Source organism: Helicobacter sp. 11-8110 (assembly GCF_003288905.1).
GTDB lineage: Bacteria > Campylobacterota > Campylobacteria > Campylobacterales > Helicobacteraceae > Helicobacter_D > Helicobacter_D colisuis.
Genome location: NZ_NHYL01000001.1, coordinates 82,519 through 101,126 on the forward strand (window position 1 = coordinate 82,519; position 18,608 = coordinate 101,126).

Annotated in this window: 18 protein-coding genes; 8 read left to right on the top strand and 10 right to left on the bottom strand. The window is 33.7% G+C overall.

The annotated features are described in order from the left end of the window. Genes CCY98_RS00405 through CCY98_RS00435 form a run of 7 tightly spaced genes read right to left on the bottom strand, consistent with a single transcriptional unit; the run spans window position 1 to window position 5,586 of the window. The gene (locus tag CCY98_RS00405; RefSeq protein ID WP_112056639.1) at window positions 1-828 is read right to left on the bottom strand and encodes a metal ABC transporter permease; all 828 of its coding nucleotides are present in this window, start codon (window positions 826-828) and stop codon (window positions 1-3) included. Continuing rightward, window positions 821-2,176 (bottom strand): FAD-dependent oxidoreductase, encoded by a 1,356-nt coding sequence (locus CCY98_RS00410; RefSeq protein WP_112056640.1) that lies wholly within the window; start codon window positions 2,174-2,176, stop codon window positions 821-823. The genes CCY98_RS00405 and CCY98_RS00410 overlap by 8 nt, the downstream gene beginning before the upstream one ends. Beyond that, window positions 2,173-2,925, bottom strand: coding sequence for a metal ABC transporter ATP-binding protein (locus CCY98_RS00415; RefSeq protein ID WP_112056641.1), 753 nt, complete (start codon window positions 2,923-2,925; stop codon window positions 2,173-2,175). Before CCY98_RS00415 ends, CCY98_RS00410 begins: the two co-directional genes overlap by 4 nt. Further along, window positions 2,915-4,246, bottom strand: a complete 1,332-nt coding sequence (locus CCY98_RS00420; protein WP_112056642.1) for an SH3 domain-containing C40 family peptidase — start codon at window positions 4,244-4,246, stop codon at window positions 2,915-2,917. Before CCY98_RS00420 ends, CCY98_RS00415 begins: the two co-directional genes overlap by 11 nt. Further along, a complete protein-coding gene (locus CCY98_RS00425) occupies window positions 4,240-4,581 on the bottom strand; it encodes a Spx/MgsR family RNA polymerase-binding regulatory protein (RefSeq protein WP_112056643.1) in 342 nt (113 codons plus the stop codon). The genes CCY98_RS00420 and CCY98_RS00425 overlap by 7 nt, the downstream gene beginning before the upstream one ends. Beyond that, complete coding sequence (locus tag CCY98_RS00430; protein ID WP_112056644.1) at window positions 4,581-4,910, bottom strand: AzlD domain-containing protein; 330 nt, start codon at window positions 4,908-4,910, stop codon at window positions 4,581-4,583. Before CCY98_RS00430 ends, CCY98_RS00425 begins: the two co-directional genes overlap by 1 nt. After that, a complete protein-coding gene (locus CCY98_RS00435) occupies window positions 4,900-5,586 on the bottom strand; it encodes an AzlC family ABC transporter permease (RefSeq protein ID WP_112056645.1) in 687 nt (228 codons plus the stop codon). The genes CCY98_RS00430 and CCY98_RS00435 overlap by 11 nt, the downstream gene beginning before the upstream one ends. Window positions 5,587-5,718: 132 nt before the next feature. Between CCY98_RS00435 and CCY98_RS00440 the strand changes: the two genes are divergently transcribed. Continuing rightward, window positions 5,719-6,936, top strand: coding sequence for a glycosyltransferase (locus CCY98_RS00440; protein WP_112056646.1), 1,218 nt, complete (start codon window positions 5,719-5,721; stop codon window positions 6,934-6,936). A gap of 5 nt (window positions 6,937-6,941) precedes the next feature. Here CCY98_RS00440 and CCY98_RS00445 read toward each other — a convergent pair whose 3' ends face one another. Together CCY98_RS00445 and purL are read right to left on the bottom strand one after the other, a co-directional pair. Beyond that, window positions 6,942-7,373, bottom strand: coding sequence for a hypothetical protein (locus CCY98_RS00445; protein ID WP_258437716.1), 432 nt, complete (start codon window positions 7,371-7,373; stop codon window positions 6,942-6,944). Beyond that, a complete protein-coding gene (gene purL / locus CCY98_RS00450) occupies window positions 7,339-9,549 on the bottom strand; it encodes a phosphoribosylformylglycinamidine synthase subunit PurL (protein ID WP_112056647.1) in 2,211 nt (736 codons plus the stop codon). The genes CCY98_RS00445 and purL overlap by 35 nt, the downstream gene beginning before the upstream one ends. Window positions 9,550-9,729: 180 nt before the next feature. Here purL and ppsA point away from each other — a divergent pair, with 180 nt between their 5' ends. The 7 genes from ppsA (at window position 9,730) to purH (ending at window position 17,808) form a co-directional block, all read left to right on the top strand. Next, a complete protein-coding gene (ppsA, locus tag CCY98_RS00455) occupies window positions 9,730-12,153 on the top strand; it encodes a pyruvate, water dikinase (protein ID WP_112056648.1) in 2,424 nt (807 codons plus the stop codon). A gap of 224 nt (window positions 12,154-12,377) precedes the next feature. After that, complete coding sequence (gene serB, locus CCY98_RS00460) at window positions 12,378-12,998, top strand: phosphoserine phosphatase SerB (protein ID WP_112056649.1); 621 nt, start codon at window positions 12,378-12,380, stop codon at window positions 12,996-12,998. A gap of 9 nt (window positions 12,999-13,007) precedes the next feature. Beyond that, a complete protein-coding gene (locus CCY98_RS00465; protein ID WP_112056650.1) occupies window positions 13,008-14,012 on the top strand; it encodes a transaldolase in 1,005 nt (334 codons plus the stop codon). Window positions 14,013-14,078: 66 nt separating this feature from the next. Then, the gene (locus tag CCY98_RS00470) at window positions 14,079-14,615 is read left to right on the top strand and encodes a 50S ribosomal protein L25/general stress protein Ctc (protein ID WP_112056651.1); all 537 of its coding nucleotides are present in this window, start codon (window positions 14,079-14,081) and stop codon (window positions 14,613-14,615) included. A gap of 3 nt (window positions 14,616-14,618) precedes the next feature. After that, window positions 14,619-15,191: an aminoacyl-tRNA hydrolase gene (gene pth / locus CCY98_RS00475; protein ID WP_112056652.1), complete on the top strand. Its 573-nt coding sequence runs from the start codon at window positions 14,619-14,621 to the stop codon at window positions 15,189-15,191. Then, a complete protein-coding gene (locus CCY98_RS00480; RefSeq protein ID WP_112056653.1) occupies window positions 15,192-16,259 on the top strand; it encodes an LptF/LptG family permease in 1,068 nt (355 codons plus the stop codon). 16 nt (window positions 16,260-16,275) lie between these two features. Beyond that, window positions 16,276-17,808, top strand: coding sequence for a bifunctional phosphoribosylaminoimidazolecarboxamide formyltransferase/IMP cyclohydrolase (purH, locus tag CCY98_RS00485; protein WP_112056654.1), 1,533 nt, complete (start codon window positions 16,276-16,278; stop codon window positions 17,806-17,808). Here the strand turns inward: purH and CCY98_RS00490 are convergent. After that, entirely contained in the window at window positions 17,789-18,568 is a 780-nt protein-coding gene (locus CCY98_RS00490; RefSeq protein WP_250643966.1) for an SPASM domain-containing protein, read from the bottom strand. The genes purH and CCY98_RS00490 overlap by 20 nt on opposite strands. Window positions 18,569-18,608: the final 40 nt, after the last annotated feature.

Here is an 18,608-nt window from a genome sequence, read left to right on the forward strand (position 1 = left end):
TTAAAGATCCTTTTTGGGATAGAATTTGTTTAAAACATAATAAACAAGTGCTAATATAAAAGAAAAAAGTGAAAGTAAAATCACAATACTAGCACCTGCTTGAAAGTCATAAAAATAAGAAACACTAATACCGCCGAGTATGCAAACAAAAGAAATAAGACTAGAAACAAGCATCATTTTAACTAAGGAGTTGGTTAAAATTTCGCTACAATAAGCAGGAATGCTTAGAAGTGCGATGATTAAAATAATTCCTACAGAGCGCATAGTAATCACAATTCCAATGGCGATTAATATCATTAAGACTATGCTAAAAATATGAGTATGGATTCCTTGGAGTTGTGTAAATTCACTATCATAAGAGATTCCGATAATTACGCGGTAATTTAGCGCAATAAAGAGAATAAGAAAACAAGCAAAAATAACCATATATTGAATATCATTATGGGTAATACTTAAAACGCTCCCAAATAAATACCCCATAAAATCTTTATTATAACCAGGAGTTAGTTCTACAAGAATAATCCCTAAAGCCATTCCAAATGCCCAAAGCGATCCCACAAGTGCATCTAATCTCTCTTTGGCATAAAGTAACATATAAGCAAGAATAATCGCACAAAAGACACTAAAAAGTGTCGCACCTAGTAAAATAGGCAATCCCCAAAAAGCAGCAATCCCCACACCACCATAAATGCTATGGGCGATTCCACCAGAGATAAAAACCATTCTGTTGGTTACTGCAAGTGTGCCTATAATGCCACAAATAATGCTTGTAAAAAAAGCACCAATAATAGCATTTTGTATGAAGCTATACTCCAAGATTTCAGTCAATCAACCATCCTAAATCTTCTTCGTTTAATTCTTCTTTGATTTTATCCATTTTAATTTCAGCTTTAAGATATTCTGTGATTTCTAACATATCAATCAAAGCGTTTCTTAGACAGCTTGTAGCTCCAGGGCTTGGTGTCATATTAAAGGTAATACCTTGATTACTCTTGATTTTTTTCTCACCCAAAATAAGCTTTTTTTGTATTTTGTCTAAAACTTGTGGGCGGATTCCACCAAATCCAGATGCGTAAGACAATTCATGTAATTGAATAGAGGGGATAATTTTTTTGGCTTCTTCCCAAAAGTATTTTTTTCCAATGCTTGGAATCTCGTAGATAAAATTTCTAAGAATATAATTTCGGATTTCACTATCAGAAAGCAAATCCCACATAATTTTTGTAGTGGAACTTCCAAAGCCAAAAGATTTTAGAAAATCAACGAAAGTTCCGCTTTTAAAGCGTTCTAGCTTTGGCAATGCAAGGGCAGTTGGTCCTAATCTGTTTTTGCCCTGTGCTACCACATCAGGATCTCCATGGATAGCCGCAAAAGGAAGTTTTGGATTTTGGACTGTATAAACTTTACCTTGAAGTTTATTTCCAGGAATAAAATAAAAACTTCCAGATACAGGTAAGCAACCTAAATCTAATCCATAACCCATATTTTGAGCTAAAAGCAAAGAATGCGCACCAGCATTAACTAACACAAAAGAGGCTGTGATGGGCTCTTGTCCTTGTGATTGTATCGTGTAAGCACCATCGCCTTGTCGAATGATTTTGGTAACTTTGTGATTAAAAAGTGCTTTGTGTTCACCAAAAATACTTTGTTCTATCATATGGGTGGCAGTAGCACAGAAATTCATAGCACAGAAGCTTTTTCTTATTCCAGATCCAACAACAGGTTCAGGTCTATCGCTACCATCAAGCATTTTGATTACATTTGGCTCGATTTGCTTAAGTGTTTCTTTGTTAAAAAATTCCAATTCAGGATAGATTTCTTTAAACTCTTCGTGTCGTTTTGTCATAAACTCAACTTCTTTTTCGCCCACACCAATAGCCATTTTTTGGTATTCAAAAATACTTTTGTTTTGCAATTGATGATGAAAAGCGTAAGAGACAAGTAGCTTTGCACCCCTAGAGACTTTTTTTGCTTTTTCAAAAGTGTAGTTGGTTTCAATATCTCCTGCATGAATAGTTTGTGAGTTATTATTTCCACTTGAGCTTAATGTTGCTGGTTGAGAATATTTCTCTAGCAAAACGACCTTTTTTAAATTCGTATAATGTGTGAGTGCATAAAAAAGCGCACTACCTGAAATACCAGCCCCAATAATGGCGACATCATAAGTTTGTTTCATAAACGACCTCCTAAATTTAGATTTTGGGAATATTGAGATTGCAATAACATTTCCACTTCACAAAAATGTTCTTGGATACTTTGATCGCTTATTTTTGGAAGTTCGTGCTCTGTAACCTCGCGATTAACATATAAAACCTTTTTGGCATAGCCTAATAAAATTGAAATATCATGACTAATTATAATTATAGTCTTTTCTTTATTGATTTTTTGCAATAAATCATAAATTTCTCTTTGATTTTTTTGATCTACACTGGCTGTTGGCTCATCTAAGACCAAAAAATTTGGATTTCCACACAATGCTCTTGCAATTAAAACCCTTTGTCTTTGTCCGCCGGAGAGTTCTCCGATTTTTTTATGAGCATAAGCTTCCAAATGGAACTGCTCTAAAAGTTCTAAAGCAAGCTTTCTTGCGTTTTTGGGTAAGAATCCTCCCAAAAATCCTGGTTTTAAAAATCCCATCATAACAACTTCTAGAGTTGATATGGGAAAATGACGATTTAAAAAAGTGTTTTGTGGGACATAGCCAACGCGTAATATAGGGCTTTTAATAATCTTGCCTTCTGTTGGCTTTAATAACCCTATTAAAAGGCGCGCTAGTGTGCTTTTTCCACCACCATTTGGTCCAATAATAGCCCAAAAATCACCTTCATAAATTGTCCAATCCACATTATACAAGATTCGTTCTTTGGTGAAAGAAAAATTAACATTTTTATACTCAATTATTTTGTGAGAGTTACTATTTTGCATAATTAGCCTTATCAAATAGATTTCTCATTCCATAAATGCGTTTAATTAATAATGTATTTTGATTGATTCCCTTGGTATTTTCGCCAATGTTTAGTGGAGTAAGGGCAATTTTACCAATAATACTCCTGCCTTCTTCTCCATTTTGAAGTGTTTTTAAGCCCCAAATATCATGCAATACAAAAATCTCTCCACCAAAACTTCCCACATAAAGCATAATATGCCCTTTCATTCCAAGCAAAGTAGCAAAAGGAATGGCGTTGTTTTGGATAAAAAGCTTTTTTTGATTAGGATTCATTTGGCTTAAATCAAAATAAAGAGATTTATTTAAATTATTTGGGAGAATCTGAGCTTGTGAGTTTCTTTGGAGATAGAATCCAAAATTACCAAGAGTATCCCTTAGAAACATTGAACAATCGCGATTCCCAAACATTCCACCCCAACCATATTTCTCACCCATAAGATTTTGAGCAAGGGAAGCGTAATTTTTTGAGGAAAAAGGCATGGGAAATCTAGTAAAATCCTGGCTGTGGAGATGAATTTTTATTTTTTTGGCATAACCCCTTTGTGTGCGTGTAAAAATGAAACTCTCATAAGCTTTTTTTGTGCTTCCAAGCAAAGGAAGTAACATGCCAATACGAGCTGTTTCTAAAAATTCTTGGTGGGTGTTATAAATGGGAATATTATCTTTTTTAGCTACTAAAAATTCTTGAGTTTGCCTAAGTTCTTGAGTTTGCTTTTGATTTAAAATTGCAATATTAAGCACTTCTATCCATCCGCTAACAAAGCCACTCTCAACAAAAGCCCATTTTTTGGACTTAGAATAATGAGTGATGAGAATGGGCGTCCCTAAGTAAATATAAGAATTTTGCCAATAATCAAAAGGAAAGCCTTCTCCTGCTGTTTTGGGGTTAAAGAATCTTGGTTTATTAGTGGGCAAAACCCTAAGATTGCTAGATTTAGTTATAATGGCAGGTTGTTTTAAGCTAGGAAAGTTTTCAAAGTTTGCTTCTTTGGCTAATTCCTCGATTTCTGATAAAGAATAGGGTAGTAGATTCTCACCATAACCTAAATTTGTTAAGGCTTGTTGCAATCCCCATTGAGCTTGAATAGAATCATTTTTTGGAATTTTGCTAAAAGGGGAGAAAAACTGCTGTAAATATTTATTTTTAAGATTTTTTGTGGAGGGAGGCTTGAGTGCTTCAAGTGATTCATTAGAAATATATGACTGTAAATCTTGCTTGGGTAATTCAAGCTTGGTTAGTTTTGAAGCGCAGCCATAAAGCAGAGCTAGAAAAAAGATAAAAGTGAGAAATCTCACCATTTAAATTCCTCATATTCTTCTTCTTTAAAACCCACAATAACTTGATGATTAGCTTCAACAACTGGGCGTTTGATTAAATTGGGTTCTTTGATTAGATATTCTTTAATCTCTTCTTCGCTAAGATTCTTATCCTTTAGGGAAAGTTTTTTGTAAGTGGTGCCTTTAGTGTTAAAAAGTATTTTAAGTGGGACACTTTGGAGCCATTTTCCAAGTGTTTCTTTATTAGGTGGAGTTTTTTTAAAGTCAATAAATTCATAGGGAATCTTTTTTTGCTCTAAGAAATTTAAAGCTTTTTTAACGCTACCACAATTTTTGATTCCATAAACCTTAACCATTAAAAAATCCTTGTAAGAAAAATATAAAAAATAATTCCTGTAAATATACTAAAAACTGAATTTTTAAACCATAAAAAACATAAAATTGCAGAAAAAATTCCACCAAGTTCATAAAGCCCATAGGTTTCACTCCAAGGAGTGTTAAGCAAACTAAAAAAAATAAGGAGTGTCATAATAAAAAGCGGCATTGTATCTTGCAGGTATTTTAAAAGCTTATTATTTGTTGCATTTTTGAAAATAAAAAAAGGCAATAATCTTGTAAGGGCTGTCCCAATGGTAGCTGCTAAAATAGCGCCGATGAGATAAAATGTATCAAAATTATCTTGCATTTTCTATCCATTTTCTGCCAAAGAGCAAAATAAAGATTCCACAAAAAATGCTAAGGAGCAAAAAATATTGACTAGGGAAAATGATAAGTCCTATGATGCCTAATGATAAGCCTATATAAAAAGGTTTTTTATTAGGAGAATTTTGTAGAAGCGAAAGAGTTAAAACGCTAAAAAGAGCTGTTAGTGCAAATTCTACACCATCTGGCTTAAATCCTAAAGTATTTCCTAGAAAAATCCCGATTCCACACCCCAAAACCCAGTAGCAATGATCAAAAAAAGTAATGTAAAAATAACTTTGTTCTAGCTCTTTTAAAGAGAGATTAAAGGCGGCTTTATTGGCTTTTAAGACTGCAAAAGTCTCATCAGTTAAGCCAAAGAGAATATAATATTTGGTGATTCCAAAGTTTTTGATTTCATTGGTAATAGCAAGGGAATAAAAGAGATGACGAATATTTAATAAAAAAGAAGCAATGGCTATTTCTAGGAATCCAGCATAAGAAGCAATAAGAGAAACAAGTAAAAATTGCCCAGCACCTGTAAAAACCAAAATAGCAATTAAAACACCATAATACCAATCAAGCGATAATTCTTTGGAAAATAAAATACCAAAGGCAATTCCAAGGGGTAAATACCCCATTAAAACAGGCAATGATTGAATAAAACTTCGATAAAACACCTAAAAACCTCAAGAATTTATAAAAGAGCGCAATTATAGCAGAATTTATGCTCTAAAAAATATTCCATTTACGGAATCTTTAAAATTGAAAAATGTTTAAAAATATAGTAAAATCAACCTTTTGGAGAAGGAATGAAAAAGCACAAATTTGGGATTTTATTAGCAGCAACAAAAGATTCAAGCTTTACCTTAGGTGTTATGATTGCCAACATTAAGGATAAAATGGGTAGTTTTGTTGATGTTTTTTATATTGTTCATGATGGATTTAGCCCAAAAGATAAAGAGGCAATGGAAAGATTGGCTCAAGATAGCAAGGTGGTTTTTTGTGAATTCACACAACAAACTTTTTTAGATAATTTTAAAAAATTCAATCAGAATAATTTAAAAATTGATTTTTCTTGCTCTAGGGGTTTTTTGGGGCGTTGGACGCATATGGTGTATGCGTGTTTTGAAATTTTTAGATATTTAGAAGAATGTGAAAATATTTTATATTTGGATTTTGATATTTTGCTTTTAAAGGGATTAGAGCATTTACTTAAGCTTAAAGAATCAGGAATTACAATAGCAGCAGAAAGAGGCAAAAAGCAGCTTAAGGAAGTGTATCCTAATTATAATGGAGAGTTTAGGGATTTTAGAATCTACCGCTCACCGATTATCTTTGTAAATGATTCTTTGATTAATCCTGCGGAATGTTATGCTTTTGTTTATCAAAAGAGTATTGGAGTGGGACTTAATGATCAGGGGGTTTTGTCTTTGTTAATATTTGAAAAAAGTATTAAGGTAAAGGACTTGGGGAAAGATTATGTAGGGAGTGTATTGTGGATAGCTAATGATGATTCATATTTTATTCATTCTTATGGGAGAGAAAATCGATTTTGGAATAATCAGCTTTGTCATCAAATATGGAGAGAATGGGGTGAGTATTATGAGGTTTGGCTTAATCAAGGCGGTTTGCCTTATTTAAAGGGATTTGTTGCTAAGACAACTTATGGATATGAGAGAGTGCGATTTTCCTTAGCTTATAAAGTGGGTTATGCGATTGTGGAATGCTATTATCAAACAAGCAAAATAAAATATCTAAAATTACCCCTTAAAATAGCACAAGTGATTTTAAAGCATAAAAGAAAACTAAGAGAATATCGTAGAATCTGTAAAATATCTCCCCATTTAAGATTACCTATGTTTTGTCAATATGAGGATTACCAAAACGCTTTAAAAGAAAAACAAAGCATTCCTTACAAGCTAGGTGAAGCTGTTTTGGAGTTTTGTAAGGAATGGTGGAAATGTAATATTATAAAATTGTATCGCAAGATTTATCTTATTAAAAAACAGGCTGCGAAAAAATCCTAGCTTTTTTAAAAGGATTCATATCCTAATAAAATACATTTGTCAAAAAAGGGTAAAACACACATTGCGTAAAATTCTCCTCCAATGCCAATATCTTTGAGTGTTTCATAATATTTAATATCAAATTGAAGATGAGAGTTCCTTTTTGTTGAGATTCCAATACCACTTAATTCATTAAAATAAATAAAAGATGCAATTTTTTCATGAATTAAAACCAAGGAATATTGCACTGCCATTTTTTCTTTTTGATTTAAAAGATGATAAGAATCAATGCTTAAAAGGTTTCTTCCGCGAAATTTCACATAGTTTTTTTGTAGGCTTTGTGTATGGACTTGCTGATAAAAGTTAGCTAAATCCAAACAAAAAGCAGGATAAGATAAAATTGCCCCCAAAAGAGCAATTTTTCTAAAGAGTTTGAAGGATATCATCAAAGCTTTCAAAATAGATTCTTTTGGCTTCACTAAGTGTGATTGAAATATTGCCAATTTCAATCTTTTCACCCCCTAATGTCGCAATTTTTTCTAAATGCAAATTAGAGTTTTCAAGTAAATTTTGCAAAGTTGAAACATTTTTAGAATCTAGAGCAATTAAGACTTGCGTTGGGGATTCGCCAAAGAGTGCTTGATTATCAAAGGCTTTAACACTTTTACAACCAATATTGCCCTTGATGCAAGCTTTAGCTAGAGCAATGGCTAATCCACCTTGATAAATATCAACAGCTACTTTTAAGATTCCGCGCTCTTTTGCACTAGCTAATACACTCCATAAAAACAATTCATCGTTAAGATTGATAGATGGAATTTCACCTTTAATGCTATTGGCAAAGTATTTTGCAAAAAGACTAGCGCCAAATTGTGGAGTAGTATTTTTAGATTTGAGCAAATAAACTTCGGTGTCTTCTTGATTAAACTCACTGCCTAAGAGATGATAAATATCATCAATAACTCCAACTCCTGCAATACTTGGAGTGGGGTAAATATCGCTATTATTAGTTTGATTATAAAGGCTTACATTTCCGCTAACTACAGGAGTATTAAGAGTTTTGCAAGCTTCTTTAATGCCCTCACAAGCTTCCTTGAATTGCCACATTACTTCAGGATTTTCTGGATTTCCAAAGTTTAGACAATCTGTAATAGCTAGAGCCCTTCCACCTCTTAGAGCAATATCTCGACCGACTTTTGCAACGGCTTGTTTGGCACCTTCTTTGGGATTAAGGTAGCATAATCGGATAGGACAAGCCACGCTCATTGCTATTCCTTTGCCATTTTCTTTAACCCTAATTGCACTTGCGCCACCACTTCCAATTTTTGTTAGAGTATTAGTTTGAACTGTGCTATCATATTGCTCATAAACCCAAGCTTTATCGCTGACATCAGGACTTTGAAGGAGGGTTTTAAAAATTTCATTAGAATCTAATTTTTGGAGTGCTTCTTGATTAAGCGATTCTATTTTGTCAAGATAAGTTGGATTCTCACTCACAGGTCTTTTAAGAATCGGTGATTTTTCGCTCAAAGGAGCAATTGGGATTTCAGCGCATTTTTCATTATGCCAATATAGTTCCATTTTTCCACTATTAGTAACTTCACCTACAATAGCGCAGTCTAATTCCCATTTTGTAAAAATCTCTAAAATTTCTTTTTCGCAACCTTTTTTAGCACAAATCAACATTCTCTCTTGCGATTCGCTTAGCATTAATTCATAAGGTGTCATATTGGCTTCGCGGGTAGGGACTTTATCAAGATGCATGACCATACCACTTCCGCTACGCCCTGCCATTTCAAAACTAGAGCTTGTAAGTCCTGCTGCACCCATATCTTGAATCCCAACAATTAAATCTTTTTTAAATAATTCCAAACACGCTTCTAAAAGTAGTTTTTCAGTAAATGGATCGCCCACTTGCACGGTAGGACGCAAAGATTTAGAATCTTCATTAAAGCTATCAGAGCTCATTACCGCACCACCCAAACCATCGCGTCCAGTTTTAGAACCTACATAAATAACAGGATTCCCAATTCCTTCAGCCTTGCCATAGAAAATTTCATCATTTTTAACAATTCCTAAAGTGAAAGCATTAACCAAAATATTGCCCTCATAGCAATCTTCAAAGCTCATTTCACCACCAATAGTTGGCACCCCCATACAATTTCCATAACCTCCAATTCCTGCGACAACTCCGCGTAATAAATAGCGGTGTTTTGCCCCTGTGGAATCTTTTTTGGCGATATTGCCAAAGCGAATAGAGTTAAGACTTGCAACGGGTCTAGCGCCCATAGTAAAAATATCGCGCATGATTCCGCCAACTCCCGTGGCAGCGCCCGCATAAGGCTCAATAAAGCTAGGGTGATTATGGGATTCCATTTTAAAAACCGCCCCATAACCCCCACCAATATCAATAATTCCTGCATTTTCTCCTGGACCTTGGATAACCCAAGGTGCGCGTGTGGGGAATCCATTGAGATAAATTTTGCTAGATTTATAGCTGCAATGTTCGCTCCACATAGCAGAAAAAATCCCAATTTCTACCAAATTAGGCTCTCTTTTTAGGATATTGAGAATATTTTGATAGTCTTCTTGGGTAAGTTTATGTTGCCTTAGAATCTTTTCTAAATTTTCCATGCCTTTTCCTTAGTTGTTTTAAAGTGAGTATTTTTTACAAAAAAAACTTTTATAAATGGAAGTTTATCAAATTGTCCTTTAAAGTATGGATAAACTAAGATTGAGATAAAGTTATTTTTAGTAGAATAGTGAGTATTTTTTAAAAAAATGGTCTAAAAGGAATTAAGGAGAAAAGACAAAATGAAATACATCAAGTTTTTCAAGGAATTAAATAATAGAGATGTGCCTGTGGTGGGCGGTAAGAATGCAAGTATCGGAGAAATGTTTCAAGAGCTTGTGCCTATGGGGATTAAAGTGCCTAATGGTTTTGCAATTACAAGTGAGGCGTATTGGTATTTATTAGATAGTGGTGGAATCCGAGAAAAAATCAAAGAATTACTTGAGGGAATTGATGTAACAGAGATTGATGTTTTAAATGTGCGTTCTAAAAAGATACGCGATATGATTTTTGGCACTCCATTACCTGCGGACTTAAGGGAAGAAATTTTGGAGGCTTACAAGATTTTAAGTCAAGAATATAATATGGAAGAAGCCGATGTGGCAGTAAGAAGTTCGGCTACAGCAGAGGATTTACCTGATGCTTCTTTTGCAGGACAGCAAGATACTTATTTGAGCGTTCAAGGACAAACTGAACTTATTCATTATATTAAATCTTGTATGGCATCACTTTTTACCGATAGAGCGGTAAGCTATCGTGCTTCTAGGGGATTTGATCATTTTAAAGTCGCTCTTTCTGTTGGGGTGCAAAAAATGGTGCGATCAGATAAGGGAAGTTCTGGGGTAATGTTTAGTATTGATACAGAAACTGGCTTTAGAGATGCAGTTTTTATTACTTCAGCTTGGGGTCTTGGGGAGAATGTTGTAGGTGGAACTGTGAATCCTGATGAATTTTATGTTTTTAAACCAGCTCTGGAGTTAGGCAAACGACCGATTCTAAAAAGACAACTAGGGTATAAAAACATTAAAATGGTCTATGCTGCACCTGGCGCTAAACATCCTACTAAAAATATTGAAACTACAGAAGAAGAACTTAAAAGTTTTTCTTTGAGTGATGAAGAGGTTTTAACTCTAGCGCGTTATGCGGTTTTGATTGAAAAACATTATACAAAAGAGGCAGGAGAATACCGCCCTATGGATATGGAATGGGCAAAAGATGGTAATAGCGGTGAAATCTTTATTGTCCAAGCGCGACCCGAAACGGTGCAAAGCCAAAAAATGAAGAAACAAAATAATACTTTAGAAAAATACTTCTTTAAAGATAAAAGTGAAAAAGAGATTTTACTAAGTGGAAAAGCCGTGGGTGGAAAAATTGGAACAGGAAAAATTCGTGTTATTGATAATATTGCTAATATGGGCGAGTTAAAAAGAGGTGAAATTCTTGTAACAGATAATACTGATCCAGATTGGGAGCCTGCTATGAAAAAAGCAGCAGCTGTGATTACAAATCGTGGGGGTAGAACTTGTCATGCAGCTATTGTGGCAAGAGAAATTGGAGTGCCTGCGATTGTTGGCGCAGTTGGAGCAACAGAAAAACTAGAAACTGGTATGGAAGTAACGGTTTCGTGTGCTGAAGGGGAAGATGGATTTGTTTATAATGGAATCTATGAATATGAGGTTGAAAAAGTTGATTTAAGCTCATTAGAGCAACCTAAGACAAAAATCTATATGAATATTGGGAATCCTGAAAAAGCCTTTACTTTTTCTATGATTCCAAATAATGGTGTTGGGCTTGCAAGAATGGAATTTATTATTAATAACTATATTAAAGCTCATCCACTTGCGCTAATGGATTTGCATAATGGAAATAAAGAATTTGATGGTGTTGAGGGCGTAAAAGAGATTATGTCTGGTTATGCTAATCCTAAGGATTTCTTTGTAAAGAAAATTGCTGAGGGTGTGGGAATGATTGCAGCGGCATTTTACCCTAAGCCTGTTATTGTTAGGACAAGCGATTTTAAATCTAATGAGTATTGTCGTATGGTAGGGGGGAAAGACTATGAGCCACACGAAGAGAATCCTATGCTTGGTTATCGTGGCGCTAGTCGGTATTATTCTGAACAATACAGACAAGCTTTTGAGTGGGAATGTCAAGCTTTAGCAATGGCGCGTAATGAAATGGGATTTTCTAATATGAAAATTATGATTCCATTCCTTAGAACTCCAGAAGAGGGTAGAAGAGTTTTAGAGATTATGCGTAAAAATGGATTGGTGCAAGGCGAAAATGGATTGGAAATTTATGTTATGTGTGAATTGCCAGTGAATGTAATTATGGCAGATGAATTTTTGCAACTTTTTGATGGTTATTCAATTGGCTCAAATGACCTTACGCAATTGACTTTGGGTGTTGATAGGGATGGAGAGCTTGTTAGCCATGTTTTTGATGAAAGAAATCCTGCGCTTCTTAAAATGTTTAAAATGGCAATTGATGCTTGTAAAAAACATAATAAATATTGCGGAATCTGTGGGCAAGCACCTAGTGATTATCCAGAAATTGCAGAGTTTTTAGTGGAAAATGGAATCACTTCTATTTCATTAAATCCCGATTCTGTGATTGAAACTTGGGATCGAATCGTAAAACTTGAAAAGAAACTTGGAATCTCTTAATATACCTTTATAAAATGCACATTTTGTGTGTTTTATAAAAATTCTATCTTTTGCTTCTTGTGCTAAGTAAAATTTAAAGCAATATGTTAAAAAATAATTCTAGTGATTTTTTGTGGAGAAAACTTAAGAAAAAATATTATTAATAAGTTATTTTTTTATCTTAGATTGCTTTTATAATAAAAATGTATAATGTTTGGTTTTGAAATTTGCGCTAAAGGATGTTTTTGAAACTGGCAGTTTTTGATTTTGATTCTACACTAATGGATGGAGAAACTATAAATTTACTAGCAAAAGCCTATGGAAGTGAGCAACAAGTAAGCGAGATTACCAAAGAAGCTATGGCAGGAAAATTGGATTTTTACCATAGTTTAAGAAAACGCGTAAAGACTTTGGAGGGAATGCCACTAAAGCAGGTTTGTGAAGTTTGTGAAAATCTTACTTATAATCCTGGTGCTAAGGAAATTATTAGTTTTTTAAAGGAAAATGGTTATAAGGTGGTGGTGTTTAGTGGGGGGTTTGATGAAGGGGTGAGTGCTGGGCAAAAAGCACTTGGCTATGATATTCATTTTAGTAACACTTTGCATCACAAAGATGGACTTTTAACAGGAAAAGTTGGTGGAGAGATGATGTTTTCTTACTCTAAAGGGAGAATGCTTGAGAAGATTCAAGTTTTGCTAGGTGTGGATTCATCTAATACTCTTGTGGTTGGAGATGGGGCTAATGATCTTTCAATGTTTCAATATGCGCAAAAAAAAGTGGCATTTTGTGCCAAAGAAGTTTTGAGAGAGGCTGCAAATATCATAATTGATACAAAAGATTTGTCATTAATAAAAAATTATCTATAAGGAACAGCAATGCAAAATAATATTTTTTTTTCTTTGTGGTGTGATTTTATTGAAAGAGATTTTTTGGAAAATGATTTTATCAAAATGATTGAGGGTGGAATTATTGAAGGGGCGACAAGCAATCCTGCTATTTTTCAAAAATCTTTTTTAGAAGTGAGTTACAGAGAACAAAAAGAATCCCTAAAGGGCGAAAATCCAAAAGAGATTTATGAGGCTTTAGCAAAGAGTGATATTCAAAGGGCTGCAGAACTTCTTATGCCAATTTATACTAATAATACAAATGACGGCTATGTGAGTATTGAAGTAGATCCTAATTTGTGTCAAGATTCTAAGGGAACTATTGAAGAGGGTATTAGGTTGTTTAAAGAGATTGGCTATCCCAATGTAATGATTAAGATTCCAGCCACTAAAGCAGGATTTGTTGCAATGGAGGAATTAATCTCCCAAGGGATTTCGGTTAATGCGACTTTGGTTTTTACAAAAGAACAAACCATTGGATGTATGGAGGCTTTTAAAAGGGGGTATGAGAATTTCAAAAAAATAACAAAAAAAGAATCTAAGGATTTCCCAAGAGCGGTGGTGAGTATTTTTGTATCAAGATTTGATAGAAAATGCGATTCTATTTTAAAAGATAATGGCATTCCTGTGGCGACTTTGGGTATTAAAAATGCGCAATATTTGTATCGTGTTATTAATGATTATTCTTTGCCTTGCGTGAGAGCGCTTTTTGCAAGCACAGGTGTAAAAGATGATAGTTTAGAGTCCGTTTATTATATTAGAGAGCTTTATCATCAATATGCTATTAATACTGCACCATTAGCAACCATTGAAGCTTTTATGAAAGTTGAAGCCTTGGAAGAAGCTTATTTACCAAGCTATGAAGAATTAGAAGAATATTTTAAGGTGGTGGCAGATGCTGGTGTGGATTTACAAAAAGTTTCTAGTGAGTTATTAGAGCAAGGATTAGAAGACTTTAAAAATGCTTTTGCAAAAATTTTAGAGAGTTTGTCTTAATTTAAAAGAAGTTTTAAGAATTTTAGCTATAATTGCAGGTTTTATTTTATTTTTAAGGATTTTTAAATGTTAAGTGGAATAATTAGAGAGAGTATTTCAAAAGCAGATACAAAGGCTTTAAGAAAAAATGGTTATCTAATTGCCAATATCTATGGTAAGGGTAAAGAGAATATTCATTGTGCGTTTAAACGCAATGATTTTATCCGAGAAGTTAAAAACAAAACTGATTTGATTTTTGAAGTAGAAGTTGGCACACAAAAATATCCAGTTGTTATCCAAGAGTATCAAAAAGATCCAATTACTAGCGAAATTATCCATGTGGATTTGATGCTTGCACAAAAAGGTGTAGAAGCAAAATATTCTGTTAAGGTGAGAATCGAAGGTGTCGCAAAAGGACTTAAAAACAAAGGTGTTTTGATGATTTCCAAAAAACGCATTAAGGTTAAGGCTACTCCTGAAAATCTACCTAAAGATTATGAAATCAATGTAACAAACTTGGATGTGGGTGATGTTGTATTGGTGCGTGATTTACCGCAAAACAATGGTGTTAAAATCGTAGAAAGAGATGATGTTGCAATTGTTGGTGTGATTAAATCTCGCTAAGAAATGTTTTTAATTGTAGGCTTAGGTAATATTGGCGAGAAATATAAAAATAATCGCCATAATATCGGCTTTTGCGTTGTTGATTCTTTGATTGCTTCTTTAAATGCTACTAAGCAATCTAGTAAAGATTTCTTTGGGGAGCTTTATAAGGCTTCCCAAATCCTTCTTTTAAAGCCCTCAACTTTTATGAATCTTTCTGGAAAATCAGTTTTAAGTGTTAAAAATTTTTATAAAATAGACAAAATGCTTGTGATTCATGATGATCTTGATTTGCCTTTTGGGGCAGTGCGATTTAAATTTGGCGGAGGCAGTGGCGGACACAATGGCTTAAAATCCATTGATGAATTGTGTGGTAAAGAGTATTATCGTTTGCGTTATGGGATTGGAAAACCCCTTTTGAAAAATCAAGTGATTGATTGGGTTTTAGGGGATTTTAGCAAAGAAGAATCAATAAAAAATGAAGAAATAATTAAACATTGCATTAAACCAGCATTGGAAATAGCAAAATTAGAGAATCCAAGTGAATTGGCAAACAAAATTTCTAGTCTTTATACTTTAAATCCAAAAGATAAATAAATGAATTTATTTTCGCGTTATATTATTACTTTATATTTAAAGTATTTTTTTATTCTTTTTGTATCGCTAGAATGTTTTTTTGTTTTAATTGATTTGGTGAAATACCTTGATGAATTGCCACAATCTGCAAATTTAATAGTTTTGCTCATTTTTTATGATTTTGTCTATGCAAGCAATTATATTTTGCCTCTTTCTTTGGTGTTGGCTCAGATTGTCTTAGTGATTTCTATGTTAAGAAATTCGCAATTTACAGCATTTTTAGCACTTGGATATTCAAAGCTTAGAATCTTTTTACCTGTTTTTATGGTGTCATTTTTGATTACTTTATTATTTGTCTTACTAAATGCAACTCCTTTTGCTTATGCTAAAGAAAGGGTGGATTTGATTATTGAGCGCGGATATTTGGGAAGTTACAAAAATGATTTATTTATCAAATACAATGATAATTATATTTATTTTGAAAAAGTTTTTCCTCTTTTAAAGACTGCAGAAAATGTTAAGGTTTATGAAGTCTTTAATAAGCAAGTTATTAAAATTATTGAAGCACCTAGAGCTGTTTTTATTCAAGATAAATGGAGATTGGAGAATGCTAAAATTACCACTCTTGATTCTAATCTTGAAATAGGCAAGAATCCTCTTAAAATTGAAGAGCAAAAGACTTATGAAACACTACAAGGCTTTAAACCTAAGATTTTAGATAATATCTATGAAAAGCAAGGTAGTGTTTCTATTGTTGATGCATTAGAAGCAATTTGGCTTTTAAAAGAGCAGGGGGTTAATACTCAAAAACTTCGTAGCTCTCTTTATAGTCTAATATTTTTTCCATTTTTTGCTCCCTTGGTGATGGTGTGTTTGGCTAGATTTACTCCAAACTCTAATCGTTATGCAAATATGAGCGGTATTACTTTGGGAATGATTCTTGGAGTTTTGATTGTATGGGGTGTATTTTTTAGTTTTTCTAGGCTCTCTATGAGTGGTTTTTTATTGCCAGAAGTTAGCATTATTTTGCCTATTGGAATTTTGGGTTTAGTGAGCTTATGGCTATTTTTAAGGTTATTTAAAGAATAATTAAAAAGGAGAAAATATGACGGCATTATTAAGTGTAAGTGATAAAAAAGGTATTGTTGAGTTTGCAAAAGGGCTTGTGAGCTTGGGTTATGAGATTTTATCTACAGGTGGAACTTTGAAAATCTTAAGAGAAAATGCGATTGAAGCACTAGAAGTGAGTGAATACACACAAAGCCCAGAAATGTTTGATGGGCGCGTTAAGACATTGCATCCCAAGATTCATGGTGGAATATTGCATAGGCGCAATAATCAAGATGATAAACAAAAGGCTTTTGAATTTGGGATAAAAGACATTAGTTTGGTGTGTGTGAATCTTTATCCTTTTAAAGAAACGATTGAAAAAACAGAGGATTTTGGGGAAATTATAGAAAATATTGATATTGGTGGTCCATCAATGGTTAGGGCAGCAGCCAAGAATTTTGAATCAGTATTGATTGTAACGGATTGCAATGATTATGAAAGGGTGCTTGAAAAGCTTAAAGACAAGCAAAATACTTTGGAGTTTCGTCAAGAGTTAATGATTAAAGCCTTTGAGCACACAGCAGCTTATGATTGTATGATTGCAAATTACATGAATAAACGTTTTAATCATGGCTTTGGCAAGAATCATTTTATTGCTGGGAGACTTGTAAGTCCTACAAGATATGGAGAGAATCCTCATCAAAAAGGGGCATATTATGAATTTGGCGATTTCTACTCTAAGCACTTTAGGGCACTTAAAGGTGAGATTAGTTTTAATAATCTAACAGACATTAATAGCGCAGTTAAAATTGCTTCAAGCTTTGAAGATAAGCCTTGTGTATGTATTGTCAAACACGGGAATCCTTGTGGTTTTGCAATGAAAGAAAATGTTTTAGAATCATATGTTGCAGCTTTGAGGTGTGATAATATTTCTGCTTATGGCGGTGTTGTTGCAGTTAATGGCGAAGTGGATGTGGATTTGGCTAATGAAATTAATAAGATTTTTATTGAAGTGTTAGTGGCGCCAAGTATCACAGAGGAAGCTTTGAGTGTTTTTGAAAATAAAAAAAAGATTAAAATCTTTGTTTGTGGTGGAGAGAAACTTTGTTTTCCAAAAGATGGGCAAGATTTTAAACATATTGAAGGGGGATTTGTTTTACAAGAAGCAGATAGTGTAGCGGCTAATGAAGTAGAAAATGCAAAATGCGTTAGTCAAAAACAAGCTACTAAAGAGCAAATGAAAGATTTGGAAATCGCCTATAAGGTGGCAAGCTTAGTAAAATCAAATTGCGTAGTATATGTTAAAGATTCTGCTATGGTAGCTGTTGGAATGGGAATGACAAGTCGCGTTGATGCTGCAAAGGCTGCCATTAGAAAAGCAGAAGAAATGGGAATTGATTTAAGGGGTTGTGTGTTAGCAAGTGAAGCGTTTTTTCCTTTTAAAGACAGCATAGAGGAAGCTTATAAAGTTGGTGTGAGTGCTGTGATTGAGCCAGGAGGAAGCATTCGCGATGAAGAGGTGATTGAATGTGCAAATCAAAAAGGTATGGCACTTTATTTTAGTGGATTTAGACATTTTTTACATTAAGATTAGCAAGATAATCGGGGTAGTTGCAGTGCTGACAAAGCTCCTCGATTCTCATTCCATTTTTAAAACCTTCAACTAGCTTTTTTAGGCGTGGATTTTCTAGAATCTTTAGCATTGAATCTTGAAAGAGATTGCCAAAATTAATCACTCCTTTAGTATCAAAACAACAAGGCACTACATCACCATTGCACAAAATACCAAGTTGCTTACTACCACCATAGCAAAACCCATTTTGTGAGATTGTTTGAGATTCTAAGCTAACCCATTCAAAAAAAGGTTGCTCAAGTAGATGGATTTTGTAAGCTAAGCGCGTTTTTGGTGTTGTAATGGGAGTTTGAAAAAAATTATACAAAACTTGATAGATAGGGGAATTTTTAAGCGGTGGAGTAAAATCTTTTTTGAGATTCCAAAGCCTTAAATTAATAAATTTTTCACTTTTTATTGCTTGGTGCTTGAAGAGCAGAGCTAAGATAGAGCTAAGATAGGATTTAAGATTAATTTGTTTTTTTTGATAAAGAGAGCTTGTGAGTGAAATGTTAATTTGATGAACGCAAGAGTTTTGCAAAAGAAGATTGATTTTTTTGTTATTTAGGTAAAAACCGCTAGTTGTAATGTCAATTTTAAGTTGATAGGTTGTTGCGATTTTAAGATATGATTCAAGATTATCAAGTGTTAGTGGATCTCCCAAAATATGCAAAGCGCACAAATGTGTAAAAGGAGCAATTTCACTGCATATTTTTTCAAAATTTTTTAAATCCATAGAATCTTTGGCTTTGTTAGGTGTGCAAAAGGAGCAAGAA

What these genes read in the sequence shown, in the direction of transcription:
- CCY98_RS00410 (WP_112056640.1), bottom strand. Translation starts at nt 2,176, where the DNA reads ATGAAACAAACTTATGATGTCGCCATTATTGGGGCTGGTATTTCAGGT.
- CCY98_RS00415 (WP_112056641.1), bottom strand. Translation starts at nt 2,925, where the DNA reads ATGCAAAATAGTAACTCTCACAAAATAATTGAGTATAAAAATGTTAAT.
- CCY98_RS00420 (WP_112056642.1), bottom strand. Translation starts at nt 4,246, where the DNA reads ATGGTGAGATTTCTCACTTTTATCTTTTTTCTAGCTCTGCTTTATGGC.
- CCY98_RS00425 (WP_112056643.1), bottom strand. Translation starts at nt 4,581, where the DNA reads ATGGTTAAGGTTTATGGAATCAAAAATTGTGGTAGCGTTAAAAAAGCT.
- CCY98_RS00430 (WP_112056644.1), bottom strand. Translation starts at nt 4,910, where the DNA reads ATGCAAGATAATTTTGATACATTTTATCTCATCGGCGCTATTTTAGCA.
- CCY98_RS00440 (WP_112056646.1), top strand. Translation starts at nt 5,719, where the DNA reads ATGAAAAAGCACAAATTTGGGATTTTATTAGCAGCAACAAAAGATTCA.
- purL (WP_112056647.1), bottom strand. Translation starts at nt 9,549, where the DNA reads ATGGAAAATTTAGAAAAGATTCTAAGGCAACATAAACTTACCCAAGAA.
- ppsA (WP_112056648.1), top strand. Translation starts at nt 9,730, where the DNA reads ATGAAATACATCAAGTTTTTCAAGGAATTAAATAATAGAGATGTGCCT.
- CCY98_RS00465 (WP_112056650.1), top strand. Translation starts at nt 13,008, where the DNA reads ATGCAAAATAATATTTTTTTTTCTTTGTGGTGTGATTTTATTGAAAGA.
- CCY98_RS00470 (WP_112056651.1), top strand. Translation starts at nt 14,079, where the DNA reads ATGTTAAGTGGAATAATTAGAGAGAGTATTTCAAAAGCAGATACAAAG.
- pth (WP_112056652.1), top strand. Translation starts at nt 14,619, where the DNA reads ATGTTTTTAATTGTAGGCTTAGGTAATATTGGCGAGAAATATAAAAAT.
- CCY98_RS00480 (WP_112056653.1), top strand. Translation starts at nt 15,192, where the DNA reads ATGAATTTATTTTCGCGTTATATTATTACTTTATATTTAAAGTATTTT.
- purH (WP_112056654.1), top strand. Translation starts at nt 16,276, where the DNA reads ATGACGGCATTATTAAGTGTAAGTGATAAAAAAGGTATTGTTGAGTTT.
- CCY98_RS00490 (WP_250643966.1), bottom strand. Translation starts at nt 18,568, where the DNA reads ATGGATTTAAAAAATTTTGAAAAAATATGCAGTGAAATTGCTCCTTTT.